Origin of the sequence: Streptomyces sp. NPDC001093, assembly GCF_040298985.1 — a bacterium.
Taxonomy (GTDB): domain Bacteria; phylum Actinomycetota; class Actinomycetes; order Streptomycetales; family Streptomycetaceae; genus Streptomyces.
In genome coordinates this window covers 24,378-39,128 of sequence record NZ_JBEPBF010000012.1, presented here as the reverse complement: position 1 = coordinate 39,128, position 14,751 = coordinate 24,378, and the positions used below count along the sequence as shown (strand labels likewise).

Annotated in this window: 9 protein-coding genes; 7 read left to right on the top strand and 2 right to left on the bottom strand. The window is 68.7% G+C overall.

Going from position 1 to position 14,751, the window contains the following annotated elements; translation table 11 throughout:
• Positions 1-10: 10 nt before the first annotated feature.
• The 3 genes from ABT288_RS08875 to ABT288_RS08865 all read left to right on the top strand — a co-directional run bounded on the left by ABT288_RS08875 (position 11) and on the right by ABT288_RS08865 (position 9,389).
• Complete coding sequence (locus tag ABT288_RS08875) at positions 11-1,267, top strand: serine/threonine-protein kinase (protein ID WP_351604234.1); 1,257 nt, start codon at positions 11-13, stop codon at positions 1,265-1,267.
• A gap of 115 nt (positions 1,268-1,382) precedes the next feature.
• Complete coding sequence (locus ABT288_RS08870) at positions 1,383-4,277, top strand: DEAD/DEAH box helicase (protein WP_351604232.1); 2,895 nt, start codon at positions 1,383-1,385, stop codon at positions 4,275-4,277.
• Positions 4,278-4,301: 24 nt separating this feature from the next.
• Positions 4,302-9,389, top strand: coding sequence for a class I SAM-dependent DNA methyltransferase (locus tag ABT288_RS08865; RefSeq protein ID WP_351604230.1), 5,088 nt, complete (start codon positions 4,302-4,304; stop codon positions 9,387-9,389).
• A 70-nt stretch (positions 9,390-9,459) separates the two neighbouring features.
• Here ABT288_RS08865 and ABT288_RS08860 read toward each other — a convergent pair whose 3' ends face one another.
• Together ABT288_RS08860 and ABT288_RS08855 are read right to left on the bottom strand one after the other, a co-directional pair.
• Complete coding sequence (locus tag ABT288_RS08860; RefSeq protein ID WP_351604228.1) at positions 9,460-9,654, bottom strand: DUF397 domain-containing protein; 195 nt, start codon at positions 9,652-9,654, stop codon at positions 9,460-9,462.
• A gap of 5 nt (positions 9,655-9,659) precedes the next feature.
• A complete protein-coding gene (locus tag ABT288_RS08855) occupies positions 9,660-10,475 on the bottom strand; it encodes a helix-turn-helix domain-containing protein (protein ID WP_351604226.1) in 816 nt (271 codons plus the stop codon).
• Between the two features lie 364 nt (positions 10,476-10,839).
• On the opposite strand from ABT288_RS08855, the gene ABT288_RS08850 reads away from it, so the two are divergent.
• From ABT288_RS08850 to ABT288_RS08835, 4 genes are all read left to right on the top strand, one after another.
• Entirely contained in the window at positions 10,840-11,976 is a 1,137-nt protein-coding gene (locus ABT288_RS08850; protein WP_351604224.1) for a hypothetical protein, read from the top strand.
• A 125-nt stretch (positions 11,977-12,101) separates the two neighbouring features.
• The gene (locus tag ABT288_RS08845; protein ID WP_351604222.1) at positions 12,102-12,578 is read left to right on the top strand and encodes an ATP-binding protein; all 477 of its coding nucleotides are present in this window, start codon (positions 12,102-12,104) and stop codon (positions 12,576-12,578) included.
• A 212-nt stretch (positions 12,579-12,790) separates the two neighbouring features.
• The gene (locus ABT288_RS08840) at positions 12,791-14,026 is read left to right on the top strand and encodes an AAA family ATPase (RefSeq protein WP_351604220.1); all 1,236 of its coding nucleotides are present in this window, start codon (positions 12,791-12,793) and stop codon (positions 14,024-14,026) included.
• Entirely contained in the window at positions 14,023-14,694 is a 672-nt protein-coding gene (locus ABT288_RS08835) for a hypothetical protein (RefSeq protein WP_351604218.1), read from the top strand. Before ABT288_RS08840 ends, ABT288_RS08835 begins: the two co-directional genes overlap by 4 nt.
• Positions 14,695-14,751 lie beyond the last annotated feature (57 nt).

The following is a 14,751-nucleotide window of genomic DNA, read 5'->3' as shown; positions in this document are numbered from 1 at the left end:
GAGGACACACGTGCAGATCACGCCCCTGAACCCCGAGGACCCGGTTTCGCTGGGCGACTTCGAGCTCCTCGGCCGGATCGGCCAGGGAGGCATGGGTCAGGTCTATCTCGGGGAATCCCTCGGCGGTGAGCCCGCCGCGGTGAAAGTGATCAAGCCGTTGGTCGTGGACTCCGAGTCCCGCCGACGGTTCGCGCAGGAGATCGAGGTCCTCAAGACCATCTGGGGTCCGCGCATCGCGGCATTCCTGGGAGCCGATGCGGAGGCGGAGCGCCCGTGGCTGGCCACCGAGTACGTGGCCGGCCCCGACCTCGCCCAGCACGTGGAGACGCACGGCCCGCTGCCGACCGTCCTCACCGCCGCGCTCGGCGCCATCCTCGCCGAGGCACTGGCGGCCGTACACACACAGGACCTGCTGCACCGTGACCTCAAGCCGGCGAACATACTCCTCGGCCCCAACGGTCCGAAGATCATCGATTTCGGCCTGGCCGCCTTCGCCGAGTCGAACGTGTCACTGACCGCGCCCAACCAGGTGGTCGGCACCCCGGTCTGCATGGCCCCGGAGCAGGCGGCCGGTGAGAAACCCCTGACGCCCGCCGTGGACGTCTACGCACTCGGTGCGGTGCTGCTGTTCGCCGCGACCGGCCATTATCCGTACCAGGCGGCGACGCCCTACATGGTCTTCCACCTGGTCACCGACCCTGACTCCGCTCCGGACCTGTCCGGCGCACCCGCCGACCTGGTGCCCCTGCTGACGGCGATGCTCGCCCACCGCGCACAGGACCGTCCGTCGCTGGTCGAGGTGGTGCAGCGGTGCCGTTCGGTCGTCGAGGCCCACGGGCTGAAGATCGCCCAGGCGCGCCGCCGGCTCACTGCCCACACCGCACGTCAGCACGGGCCGACCGCGCCGCCGCCCGCACCCGCCCCGCCACTCACCATGCCCTTCGAGGACCTGCCCACGGCAACCGCTTCGGCCACACCGGAGCCTGTGACCGAGGCCGACTCGGTGGTACCCACACCCACGCTTCCGGCACCGACCGTCGTCACGGACGCGACCGAACCCCGAGAGCCCGTCACCTCCGAGCCTGGCGAAACCCCACACCGCTCCCACGGGGAGCAGCCGGCGCCGAGCCGTCCTGTGAGACCGCCCCGGCACGGTACGGAGGCGTCGCGCGCCCTGCGCCACTCCGCCCAGGCGCGCAAGACGGCCCAACGCATCAGGGCCGCATACGCGGTGGGAGCGCCGTTCGCACCGAGCGGCAGCGCCTGACCATGGCACGGCACCTCCCTTGACCCACGCCCTCCCCGGCCGCACGGTGGCACCACAGTCGCCCCGGACGCAGCACCGCCCAGCACTTCGACACGACGATCCAGGAGGCACCCGAGTGACCGCCGACCTCGCAACGGCCCCCGCGACGAGCGACCAGGACGCCCAGTTCCCGCCGGGCGCCCAGATCCTCGTGCGCGACGAGGTGTGGCTGGTACGCAACTCGACGCGGACCGAGCACGACGGGGTCCGCGTCGAGGCCGTCGGCGCGTCGGACTTCGTACGCGACCAGGAGGCGGTGTTCTTCACCGGGCTGGACCGGATCGAACTGCTCGACCCTAGGCGGACCCGCCTGGTGCGGGACGACTCGCCGAACTTCCGTCGCTCGCGCCTCTTCCTGGAGGCGGTCCTGCGCAAGACGCCGCTGCCGCAGGCCGAGCGCGGCCTGGCGCTCGCGGACTCCTTCCTCCTGGACTCGCTCCCCTACCAGCAGCGTCCTGCGCAACTCGCCCTGTCGGGCCGCAACCTGCGCCCGCGCCTGCTCATCGCGGACGTCGTCGGCCTCGGCAAGACCCTGGAGATCGGCCTCACGCTCGCCGAGCTGATCCGCCGCGGCCGGGGCGAGCGCATCCTCGTCGTCACCCCGCAGCACGTCCTGGAGCAGTTCCAGCACGAGCTGTGGACGCGGTTCGCGATCCCGCTGGTGCGCCTGGACTCGGTGGGCATCGAGCGGATCCAGCGGGAGATCCCGGCGGGCCGCAACCCGTTCACGTACTTCAAGCGGGTCATCGTCTCCATCGACACCCTGAAGAACACCGACCAGTACAAGCACCACCTGGAGCGGATCACCTGGGACGCCGTCGTCATCGACGAGTCGCACAACCTCATCAACAAGGGCTCCCTGCGCAACCAGCTGGCCCGCACCCTCGCCCCGCACACGGACGCCCTCCTGCTGGCCTCCGCGACCCCGCACAACGGTGACGCCCGTTCCTTCGCCGAGCTGATCTCCCTGCTGGACCCGGCCGCGATCCGCGACCCCGAGCACTACCGCGCCGAGGACATCAAGCACCTGTTCATCCGGCGTACGAAGGTCAGCCCCGAAGTGCGGGAGCAGATGAAGGGCCAGTGGGCGGACCGCGGCCCCTCCCGCTCGATCCACGTGACGGCCACCCCCGCCGAGGAGAGGATCTTCGAGGAGCTGGCCGCGGTCTGGCTGCCGTCCGACGGTTCCAAGTCGGTCAGCGACGTCCCCCTGTTCCCGTACACGCTGCTGAAGTCCTTCCTCTCCTCCCACGCGGCGCTGAAGGCCACGGTCACCACGCGCATCAAGACGCTGGAGAAGAAGAACGCCCCGGAGTCGACGGCCGCCGAACGCGCCGCGCTGCACCGGCTCCTGGAGCTGTCCTCGGGCATGCCGGAGACCGACTCGGGCAAGTTCCGGGCCCTGCTGGACCAGCTGCGGGAGATCGGGGTCGGCCCGAAGTCCGACACCCGGGTCGTCGTCTTCTCCGAGCGCGTGCAGACCCTGGAGTGGCTGGCACGGACCGTGCCGCAGGCCCTCGGCTTCAAGGGCAAGGCCGCGCAGGAGGCGGCCCGCGTGATGCACGGCGGCCTGTCGGACGAGCAGCAGATGCAGTGCGTGGAGGACTTCGGCCTCGCGGACACGCCCGTACGGATCCTGTTCACCGGCGACGTCGCCTCCGAGGGCGTCAACCTGCACCGCCAGTGCCACCAGCTCATCCACTACGACGTGCCCTGGTCGCTGATCCGCATCGAGCAGCGCAACGGCCGCATCGACCGCTACGGGCAGGCGCACGAGCCGCAGTTCCGGGCGCTGATCCTCACCAGCTCGGTCGACGGTGCCAAGGACGACACCCTCGTCGCGGAGCGCCTGCTGGAGCGCGAAGCCCAGGCCCACCAGTCGCTGGGCACGGCGGAGGCGGTCTCGGGCCTGTACCGGGCGGAGGCCGAGGAGAAGTCCCTCATCCAGGACCTGCTGCGGGGCCGCACCGTGGACGAGTCCCTGGACACCCGCCGCTCCCCCGGCACCGGCGCCGCCGCCACGGACGACGACGCGATGGACGACTTCCTCGCCGACTTCTTCGGTGCCGTGAACGACGAGCCGGAGGAGACCGCCGGCGCCGGCACGGACGGCGGCGACGGCACCGCGGCGGTGCCCAGGGCGCACGTGCCCCGGCTGTTCGCCTCCACCCGCGAGTTCCTCGACGAGGCGCTGCGCGAGGTCTACCCGGACGCGCACGACCGCCTGGACCTGTCCACCGACCCGGAGACCGGCCTGCTCTCCTTCGTCCCGCCCTCCGACCTGGTCCACCGCCTCAGGGCGCTGCCCCCGGACTACGTCCGCGAGCAGGGCCTGCGCGACCGCCTGAAGGTCACCTTCAACCGGCGGCTCGCCGACCACAGCCTCACGCGCGCCCGCGCCTCCGCGACGTCGAGCTGGCCGGACATCTCGCTGCTGACCGACCTGCACCCGGTCATGGAGTGGCTGACGGACAAGGTCCTGGTCCGCCTGGACCGCCAGGAGGCGCCGGTGCTGACCGCCGACGTGTCCCGACCCACGTATCTCGTGCAGGGCATCTACTCCAACGCGCTCGGCCGCCCGACCGTGGTCAAGTGGATGGCGGTGACCGAGGACGGCGAGGTCGACGACGACATGGTGGCGGTCCTGCGCCGCGCGAAGGTCGGCCCAACGATGGCGAACCCGGGCCTGGCCCACGACACGGCCCGCCTCGCCGAGGCGATCCCGGGCGTCCTGGACACCGCCGAGGCGTTCCTGGAGCAGCACCGCGAGGCCTGGGACGAACCGCTGAGGGCCCCCATCGAGGAGTACAAGACCCGCCTGGGCGCCTGGGAGCAGCCGACGCTGACGGGCAACGGCTCCGCGCCCACCGGCACCCGCGAACGCCTCGCCTCCCTCGCGGACTCCCTCCTCACCACCGGCCGCCCGATGCTCCGCGTCCTCGCCGTCCTCGCCCCGACCCACGCCGCCTGACTCATCACCCAGAGGTTCACCACGATGACGTTCGACTCCCTGGTCAACCGCGGCGACTACTTCTCCGCGCACTACCTCGCCGAGGTCCTGCCCAAGGACCTGAAGTCCGGGCTGCTCGCCGAGTGGAAGCAGCGCGAGGAGGACGCCGCCGGCGCCGAGCGCGCCGAGGGCGCGCTGCCGGTCACGCCGCGCGCGGGCCTGCGGGCGCTGCGCCGCCCCTACTTCGCGGCGCGCTCGTACTTCACGATGGACGAGGAGCGGGCGGCGACCGGCGACGACGCCGTGACATACGACGCCCCCGAGTGGCGCGACCGCGTCCGCGCCCTCAACGCTGAGGTGCTGCGCGCCCTCGGCTTCGACGCCAAGCCCGGCACGATCACCGTCGTCCGCGCCGACCAGTCCTACGAGGTGACGGTCGCGCACACGGAGAAGGACCTCGTCGCCCTGGACTGCGGCTGGTCCGCCGAGCCGGACGACGCACTGGACCCGGACGGCGCGGGCCGCCTCCTGGACGAGCTGCGCCTGGACGGCCAGCACACCATCACCACGGGCTCCAAGCTCGCCTCCTTCCTGTTCGCCTGCGAGGACGCCCCGCGCTACGTGCTGCTGCTGGTCGGCGGCGTCGTCGTGCTCGCCGACCGGGCGGCATGGGGCGAGGGCCGCTACCTGGCGGTGTCGCTGGACACGGCACTGGAGCGCAACGACACCAAGGCGGGCGGCGAACTCGACACGGTGGCCGCCCTGTTCGGCGCGGACTCGCTGCGCACGCCGGAGGAGGGCGGCGAGAACCCCCTCGCTTCGCTTGTCGACAAGTCGACGAAGCATGCGGTGGGCGTCTCCAACGAGCTGCGGGACGGCCTGCGGCTGAGCGTGGAGTTGATCGCCAACGAGGTCCTGGACCGGCTGCGCGAGGCGGGCGTCCGCCCGGAGCAGGTCAAGGAACTCCCCGAGCTGGGCCGCCAGTTGACCCGAGAGTCCCTGCGCTACCTGTACCGCGTCTTGTTCCTGCTGTACGCGGAAGCCCGCCCCGAACTGGGCATCCTGCCCTCGGACTACCCCGAGTACCAGATGGGCTACGGCCTGGGCCGCCTGGGCGAGCTGATCGCCGAGCGGGACCTCGTGGACGAGAAGTCCCGGAAGGGCTTCTACCTGTACGAGTCGCTGGACCTGCTGTTCCGCAAGGTCCAGGAGGGCTACCGCCCGCGCCGTACGCACGGGGTGGACGCGGAGCCGGCGGAGGCCGTGACGGCGAAGACCTCGGAGGACCTGGGGCTGCGGTTCGAGCCGCTGCACTCCAAGCTGTTCGAGCCGGATGCGATCCGGCTGATCGGGCGGGACGCGGTTCCGGACCCGCGCGTCGACAGTGAGGCCGTGGCCGAGGCGGGCGCTGAGGGCGGGGAACGCTTTATCGACACCCGCCTGCGCAACGAGACGCTGTACCGGGTGCTGCGCCTGCTGATGCTGACGCGCAGCAAGAAGCGGGAGCGCGGCGGCTTCATCTCCTACGCCCAGCTCGGCATCAACCAGCTCGGGGCGGTGTACGAGGGCCTAATGTCGTACTCGGGCTTCGTCGCGGGCGAGGAACTGTACGAGGTCGCGAAGAACGGCGACCCCAAGGACGGCTCCTGGCTGATCCCGGCGACCAAGGCCGACGAGTACCCGGACGAGGTGTTCGTCCGCCACAAGGACGAGGACACCGGCGAGGAGCGGCGCGTGCGGTACGCGCCGGGCGCGTTCGTGTACCGCCTGTCGGGGCGCGACCGCCAGACGTCGGCGTCGTACTACACGCCGGAGTCGCTGACCCGGGTGACGGTCCAGCTCGCGTTGCAGCACCGCCTCGACCAGGACGGTACGACGACCGAGGCGCGCGAGCTGCTGGACTGGAAGATCTGCGAGCCGGCGCTCGGCTCGGGCGCGTTCCTCAACGAGGCGATTAACCAGGTCGCGGCGGAGTACCTGCGGCGCCGCCAGGACGAGCTGGGCGTCGCCATCGACACTGAGAAGTACGCGGTCGAGTTGCAGAAGGCCAAGGCGTACATCGCGCTGCACAACTCCTACGGCGTGGACCTCAACGACACGGCGGTGGAGCTGGCGGAGGTGTCGCTGTGGCTGAACACGATGCATCCGGGGATGGAGGCGCCGTGGTTCGGGCTGCACCTGCGGCGCGGCAACTCGCTGATCGGCGGGCGCAGGGAGGTGTACTCGGCCGAGCGCCTGAAGAAGGGCGGCTGGCTGGGTGCGACTCCGGAACGCTTCCCGTTGTCGGAGGCGCTGGCGGGGGCGGCGCTGCCTGAAGGCGCGGTGCACCACTTCCTCCTCCCGGCGAAGGAGTGGGGCGCGGTCGCGGCCGAGAAGGAGGCCAAGGCGCTGGCCCCGGCGGAGGCGAAGGCGCTCGCCGCTTGGCGGAAGGCGATCACCAAGTCGCCGAGTGCCACGCAGACCAAGCGGTTGCAGGGGCTGGCCCGGCGGGCGGAGTACCTGTGGGGGCTGGTCGTGCGCCGACTGGAGATCTCCGAGCGGGAGATCTCGCGGCGGATCGACGTGTGGGGTGCGGAAGACGGCTGGCTGCGCTCGCCCGAGGTCGCGGTGCCGAGGGAGAAGGTCAAGGCGGACCTGGAGGCCGTCGACACTCCGTACTGGCGTCTGAAGACGCTGATGGACGCGTGGTGCGCGCTGTGGTTCTGGCCGGTGCAGGAGGCTGCGCTGCTGGACGGTTCGCATGAGGCGTACGCGCGGGCGGCTGAGGTTGCGTCGCAGTCGGGCGAGTGGGTCGTGCCGTCGGCCCCGGCTTCGGTTCCGGGCCAGTCGGGTGCGCCTGCGCGGGAGACGTATGAGAAGGAGGACCTGTTCGGCGGGGTCGAGGTTGTCGAGGTCAAGTCGAAGAGCCCGCGGGGCGGCAGCCGCAAGGAACAGATCCGGGGGGAGCGCCGCCCGGTGATCCCGCTGGCCTCGCTGGACGACTGGCTGGACTTCGCGGAGTCGCTGCTGGGCACGCAGGGGGTGCCGGAGGACTCGCTGGTAGCCCAGTTCGACACGCTCGATGAGCTTGAGCAGTACGAGGACGAGCTGCCCGAGTGGATGGGCATGGAGCGGTTCTACTCGCTGGAGTCGCGTTATCCGTGGGCGGGGGTTGCTCGGGATGTGGCTGAGCGGCAGGGGTTCTTCCACTGGGAGTTGGAGTTCGGGCAGGTCTTCGCGCGGGGCGGGTATGACTTGCAGGTGGGGAATCCGCCTTGGGTCAGGCCCCAGTGGCACGAAAACCTCGTGCTGGCCGAGAGTAATCCCTGGTTCGCCCTGGAAAGCAAGCCATCCACCGAGAAGCACCGGTTCGAGATGCATGAAACGCTGAGCAGCTCGAAAAATTCAGAATACTTCTTGAATGAACGCGTCATAAATTCCGGAGTCGTGGCTTTCCTTGGATCCGAATCCACGTACCCCGACCTTACTGGCACGAAAGCAGACCTCTACCGCGCCTTCATGTGCCGCACATGGGCCAATTCCAGCAGCACAGGAATCATCGGACTACTGCACCCGGGATCACACTTTGGCGGGGTAAGGGAAGCGAAGCTTCGCGCTTCCGCATACAGGCATCTCCGATTTCATGCCCACTTCGTAAACCAACGAAAGCAGCAACTTTTTGCCGAGGTTCACAATCTCATCGAGTTCGGAATTCACGTTTACGGGTCACCCCAAGAAGTCAACTTCACGCAGATGGCCTGGCTATACGACCCAAGCGTGATCACTGAATCTCTGCAACATGACGGGCGGGGAGAGACACCGGGCCTTAAATACAACAATGACTGGGACCTTCGAGCTCACCGCCATCGGATCGTGACAGTCAATAAGGAGACACTTCAGCGTTGGCGGTCTCTACTCGGGGACACCGCTTCCCCACTCGAGAGCACCCCTCTTCTCTACCCCGTCAGCTCCGAAGAGACTCCAGTCATCAACGCATTTGCGGCCATCCCTCTACGCTTGTCACACATGAAGCCGTTCATCACTATCGGACTTGATGAAGGAAAGGCAAAGAAGGAGGGCCATATTCGCTGGAAGACAGCGCATCCAGCGACCGTTTCAGAGGAGATCCTTCAAGGCCCCCATATCTCCTACGCCAACCCCTTCAACAAGCAGCCGAATATTCCCTGCAACAGCAACAAGGACTACTCATCGTTCGATCTCACGCAATTGCCACCGGACGCTATCCCAGCCTGCAACTATTTCAGGTCATCCAGTCTTGACGATTTTGAATCAGAAAAGGACCATTGGAATGGCGTTCCCTACACTAGCTACTTCCGTTTGGCCTGGAGGCGAATGATTGGTCTCTCGAACGAACGGAGTCTCTTCGCTGCCCTGATCCCACCTGGCCCCTCCCATGTCCACGCCATGCAGTCCATGGCCCTCGCGGACAACCGCCTCACTTCTCTGAACGCCGGGTTTTGGGCGACGCTTCCCTTGGACTATCTACTGCGTATCACCGGGCGTTCCGACCTCCAAGTCGCCGAAGCCCACAAGATGCCTGCCCCCTCACCCGACCACCCTCTTGCTCACCCTCTCCTTATCCGCGCCCTGCGCCTCAATGCACTTACTACCGCTTACGCGCCACTTTGGGGAGACTTGTTCCACGGCATCTGGCCGGGTTACGAGGATTGGGCCAACCCGAATTGGCCGAATATCAAGCCACTCGCCGCGCATCTCAAGCCGACTTGGGAGTACGACACGGCTTTGAGGTCGGAGTACGAGCGTCGCGCCGCGCTCGTCGAGCTCGATGCGCTCGTATCCGTCTGGCTGGGCATCACCGCCGATCAGCTCGTGGCAATCTACAAGTCCCGCTATCCGGTCCTGTCCGACTACGAATCGGAGATGTACTTCGACGCAGACGGCCGCAAGATCGCCGCGAACCACAACGCCTTCGGACACGGTCAGACCAAGCAGGATTACAGCGACCTCATGGCCCATCTTGAGCACCCGGAGAGCACCCCCCCTCCGGGCGGATACAAGGCCCCCTTCTACAAGGCCGACCGTGAGGCCGAGATGCGCGCCGCGCACACACACTTCCAAGCTCGCTTGGACAAGGAGATCGCTGCCGGGCGTTGGACTCCGCCGAAGCGCTGAGACTCGTAAGGCGTAACGCTGGGCGGGCTCCTCCATGGAGGAGCGCGCCCAGCGCGAGCCGTCGTTCCGCTCAGATCGTCTCAAGCAACGCTGTCCATGCTGCCGGACCCACCTTCAGGGCAGGCCCGCCCAACACTGTCTGCTTCGAGTCCCGCACGTGAACGGCACCCCCGGCGACCGCGACTTCCACGCACTCGCCACCCTCGCCACTGCTGTAGGTGCTCTTGCGCCAGACCAGTTCACCGTTCGCCTTCGCTTCGTCCACGGCGTTCACCGCTCTCCCAGTAGCTTCTCGATCAGCTTCAACGACTCGCGGGGCGTCAGCGCCTGTGCTCGGAGGATGCCGTACTGTTCCTCGTGCTCACGCACCGAACTCCGCCCGTGGAGCAGACGGCTTTCCTTCTGCACCTCGACATAGGCGATCCTCTGGCCTTTGACCGTCTCGATCAAGGTGAACGGCCCTGCCAGTGCAGCATGTTCGCTGACCTCGGTCGGCATGACCTGAATCTCGACGTTCCGACTCCGGCCTCGGAGGAAGATCTGCTCCAACTGCCCACGCCAGACGTCCCACCCGCCGATCGGCCGCCGCAGCATGGACTCCTCAATCACGAAGCTGATCGTCGGCAGTGGCTTCCGCTCGAAGATCTCCTGCCGTGCGAGGCGGGCAGCCACGCGCTCGGAGATGACCGTCTCGTCCAAAAGAGGACGCCGCGCATCGAACGCCGCCCGCGCATACTCCTCCGTCTGCAACAACCCCGGCACCGCCTGGTTGGCATACACATGCAGCTCAACCGCCTCCGCCTCCAACTTCGCCGCATCCCGGAAGAACGCCGGATACCGAGCCCGCGCCACCTCCTCCTTCATCACCACCAGTAACCCGCCAGCCCCCAACACCTCATCCGCCCGATCAATGAACTCCGGCCTCGGGATGCGCCGCCCCAGCTCCACCGACGTCACCATGTCCTCGCCGTACCCGAGTTTCGCGCCCAACTCCGCCCGTGTCAGCCCCCGGCTGGTCCTCAGCAACCGCAACTGCTGCCCGAAGCACCGGAGGATGCCCGCCTCGCTCTCACCGTGCGCCGCCATGGTGAACTCACCTCACTCACCCGCACAAAAGGCACCCGCCCGCACCTCGTCCCGCCGCAGGCACCGCAGCCGTCCGTCACTCACAGCACACTGTAAAGACACGCAGCGTTGCCTCGATCCCACTTCGCCCAGATCCCCCGTACCGCGTACGAGCGTCCGCCCCCGCGTACAGCGCCCCTCTTGTACACCCGCACCCGCGTGACGCACGACGGCACCGGTCGCCCGACGACACGCTAAGGTTCCGCCTCAAGGGGAGGACAGAGCGGCCGTTGTGCCGCTCGCCGAATCACCGCGCGGAGACGGCAGCCGGGGTGCCCGCACCCCGCAACTCAGCCGGCCGCGCAGCAGCCTGGGGGCACACGCCATGACAGACGCGCCGACGCACACTGCCGACACCGACACGGACGAAGCCGACGAGGCCGCCGACCGGAAGGTCGTCGAGCAGGAGCAGGCCGAGATCAAGGACTTCGTCAAGAGCCTGAGCGCGGACGACATCAAGTCGGGCGGCTGGTTCACCAAGCTCGCCGCCCACGCCATGAACTCGTACACCGAGAAGGTGGACTGGCAGTATTTCCAGGACCGGTACGAGGGTGTACCCGCGGACGCCGTCGTGGACCAGCGGATCAAGATGGCGGCCCGGTACGCCGCGCTCGAAGGCGGACTCTCCGCCGGGGCCTACACGGCGACCGTCGCCGCCACCATCGGGAGCCTCGGTGGTGCCTCACCGGCGACCGTCCCCGCGGCCGTGGCGACCCTGATGGCCGACATCGCGTTCGTCACCCGGCTCCAACTTCGCCTGGCTTACGACATCTCCGTCCTCTACCGGGTCCCGCTCGACGTGCACGACCCCGATGACCTGTGGAAGCTGATCCGCGTCGCGTTGACGATCAAGAGCGGGGAAGCGGCCAACAAGATCGTGACCAAAACGGTCCCGCCCCTGGTGCGACCGTTGGTCAAGCGCTTCTACTCGAAATCGGTGCTCGCCGCCGGGAAGGCACTCCCCGTCGTCGGAAAACACCTCCTGCAACGCAACGTCATCAAGATCGGCATCCCCCTGGTCGGCGTCCCCCTCGCCGTCCTGCTGAACCGCTACACCACGCTCCTCGCCGGCCGGCACGCGCGGGCCGTGTTCCGGAACGAGGCGCGGGTGATCGAACTCGCCGAGGGAATGAGCGAGCGCAGCCGGCACCCTCAGTTGATGCTGTGGGTCGCGTGGCTCGTGCTCAGGGCGAACGCGAAGGCCAAAATAGCCGACGACGAGGCGCTGCTGATGCGGCATCTGGTGAGGCTGGTCCGGGAGCGGCACGAGGTGGTCGACGAGAGGCTCGCGAACGTCGTCGACATCGACCCCGCCGAGGTATGGAAGCGCGTGGACGCCGAACCGGGCGATCTCAGCGACGTCATCGACGCGGCGGAGCGCGTCGCCACCGTGGACCGTGACGTCGACTCCCGCGAGAAGGCGATCCTCGCGGAGCTTCGGGAGCGGTGCCGCCGGGACTGACGCCGCCGTACGGCACCGGCCCGCACGCCCCTCCCCCGCCGCGCGGCCCGACGCCCGTGTACAGCGCGCGGCCGTACAGGCGTCGCTCCTGGTGACACGCCCGACCCGGCCGCAACGCTGGCCGCATGCACACGACGCTCTTCCCTCTCCCCGGCCCCACGGGGACCAGTGAGTTCGCGATGTCGTTCACGTCGACCCCGCGGGGCGCCCGACTGGCGCGGCTGTTCGTCGCGCACTGCCTGGACGCCTGGGGCCACCCGTACGACAGCGAGGTCAACGAGACGCTGACGCTGATCACCGCCGAGCTGTGCGCCAACGCCGTACGGCACGGCCGGGTCCCCGGACGGGACTTCCACGTGCGGCTGACCGGCGAGGCGAACGGTGAACTGCGGCTGGAGGTCTCGGACACCCGCGGCGAGCGCCGGGCCGCCGTCGTCCCGCCCGCGGATCCCGACGCCGAATCCGGCCGGGGGCTGCTCCTCGTCACCGCGCTGGCCGACGAATGGGGCGTCACGGACCGCCGTGGCGGCCCGGGCAAGACCGTCTGGGCGTCGCTCAAGGCAGGCCTGCGCCCGGCGGAGGTGAGCGTGGCGGATCGATGAGTCGATGTCAGCCGTGGCGGATACGCTGAGCCACGATCGTCCACGGACGGTCGATCATCGTCCGTCCATGGACGCACGACACGACGGAGGAGGCGCGGTGCCCGCTCATCGGAACGTCCACGAACAGCGCTCGTGCAGGAGCGCGCACCTCGCGTCGCCTCCGTCCGCTCCGGCGTTTCCGCCGTACCGTGCATCGACTCGATAGGTTGCCCATGCCCGGCCGTCTGCTAGAACTCCACGTCGAGAACTTCCGCAGCCTGCGCGAGGTGACCGTGCCGCTCGGTCCCCTCACGGTGCTGGTGGGCCCGAACGGCGCGGGCAAGTCGAACGTGCTGAAGGTGTTCGACTTCCTCGCCGACATCATCCGCACCGACCTCCAGCCGGCGCTGGACTCGCGCGGCGGGTTCGACGAGGTGGCCTTCTGGGGCGGGAGCAGGCCGCCGACCTCGATGCGCATCCAGCTGAAGGCGACCTGGACCAGCAACGCGTCGCTCAACGCACCCGACGAGTACAACCTCGTCATCCGGCGCCGCTCCCTGCCGTCGAACCGGGACGACAGAGGCACGCGGTACACGCTGTCCCGTGAGGAGAGCTTCGCGTTCAAACGCAAGCAGGGACGCGGCCGGCGCATCACCATCGCGGGCGAGGAAGCCCGCGTCGTCGACGAACGGGCGGGACAGACGAAGGACAGCGGCAGCTTCGGTATCCGCAGGCTCAGCAGCGGTCTGTCCACGCTGCCCCGGCTCGGTCCCGCCGACGGCGGCGACGAGGTGACGCGGGTCGCCGACCGGCTGTCGTCGTTCCGGGTCTTCGACGTCGATGTGGAGGCAGCCCGTCAGCCGACACGGCTGCGCGGCGCGGACTTCGCCGCACTCTCGCCGCATGCCGAGAATCTGGCCGGATTCCTGATCCACCTGAGCGGCCGTGAGGAGATCTGGGATGATTTAGTCGCCGACGCCCGGACCGTCCTGCCGCAGTTGGAGAACATCGAGTTCGAGGAGGTCGGCGGCTCCACGGACCAGTTGACCGTCGTCCTGCGCGAACACGGCCTGCGCCGCCTCACCCCGCTCGCCGACGCCTCGTACGGCACGGTTCGCCTGCTGGGACTGCTCGCCCTGCTCTACGACCCGAACCCGCCGGCGTTCACCTGTATCGAGGAGATTGACCACGGGCTGCACCCGCAAGCCCTGGAACTCGTCGTGCAGCGGCTGCGCGAAGCCGCCCAGCGGACGCAGTTCATCGTGGCCACCCACTCCCCCGCACTCGTCAACCGGCTGCGGCCGGAGGAGTTCGTGGTGTGCGACCGCGACGACGACGGCGCGTCGATCATCCCCGCGCTGACCGTGGACGAGGTGAAGGCCATCGTCGAGGAGTCCGGCGAACAGCCCCTCGGAGAGCTGTGGTTCTCAGGTGTCCTCGGTGGCGACCTCACCGGAGGTGAGCTGTGACCCCGGGCAGGCGACAGGCCGGCGGGCGGACGTCCAGGAGCGAGGCGCGGGGCGTCATCGTGCTGGCCGGTGAGGACCAGAACGACTGCCAGATCCTCGCCGAGCTGATACGGGCCCACCGGCCCGATCTGAGCGAGACGGCCAAACTGGTCCGCATCAACGACCCGGTGCGGCTGCGCAGGAAGTCCGGCGCGGAGCTGGCCGCCGCCGTGAAGACCCTGGCCGGGAAGGCCCGTGCGAAGGCCCTCCGGGAGCGCGCCGACCTGCTCGGCTTCGTCGTCCACGAGGACCTGGACGGGTACGCGGACGCCGGCTACGACCGGATCCGCAAGGCGCTCGCCGACGAACTGGCCCGCCAGTGCCCGGGGTTCCGCACGGCTCTCGCGCTCGCCGCCTGGGAGAGCGAAAGCTGGTTGCTGCTGTTCCCGGACGCCTTCCGGCATGTGCGTCCGCGGTGGAAGGTGCCCGCGAAGCTGCTGGACAAGGACACCGGGCGGATCAGGGACGCCAAGGAGGAACTCAAGCGCGGGCTCGGCCCGCCGGTGTTCCGGGAGAGTGACGGCCCTGCGGTGGCCCGCGAGGCGCTGGCCCGTCGGCTGATCCCCTCCCCGCGCGGCAGCAACCGCTCGTACGACGACTTCGTGGGCGACCTCACAGGCTGGACCTGACCGACATTTCGGTCGCAACGGGCATGCGGGCAGCGCGTGACCGGGACCTGAATATGC

Excerpts from the sequence above, each read along its gene's own strand:
- ABT288_RS08865 (WP_351604230.1), top strand. The coding sequence starts at position 4,302 with ATGACGTTCGACTCCCTGGTCAACCGCGGCGACTACTTCTCCGCGCAC.
- ABT288_RS08855 (WP_351604226.1), bottom strand. The coding sequence starts at position 10,475 with ATGGCGGCGCACGGTGAGAGCGAGGCGGGCATCCTCCGGTGCTTCGGG.
- ABT288_RS08850 (WP_351604224.1), top strand. The coding sequence starts at position 10,840 with ATGACAGACGCGCCGACGCACACTGCCGACACCGACACGGACGAAGCC.
- ABT288_RS08845 (WP_351604222.1), top strand. The coding sequence starts at position 12,102 with ATGCACACGACGCTCTTCCCTCTCCCCGGCCCCACGGGGACCAGTGAG.
- ABT288_RS08840 (WP_351604220.1), top strand. The coding sequence starts at position 12,791 with ATGCCCGGCCGTCTGCTAGAACTCCACGTCGAGAACTTCCGCAGCCTG.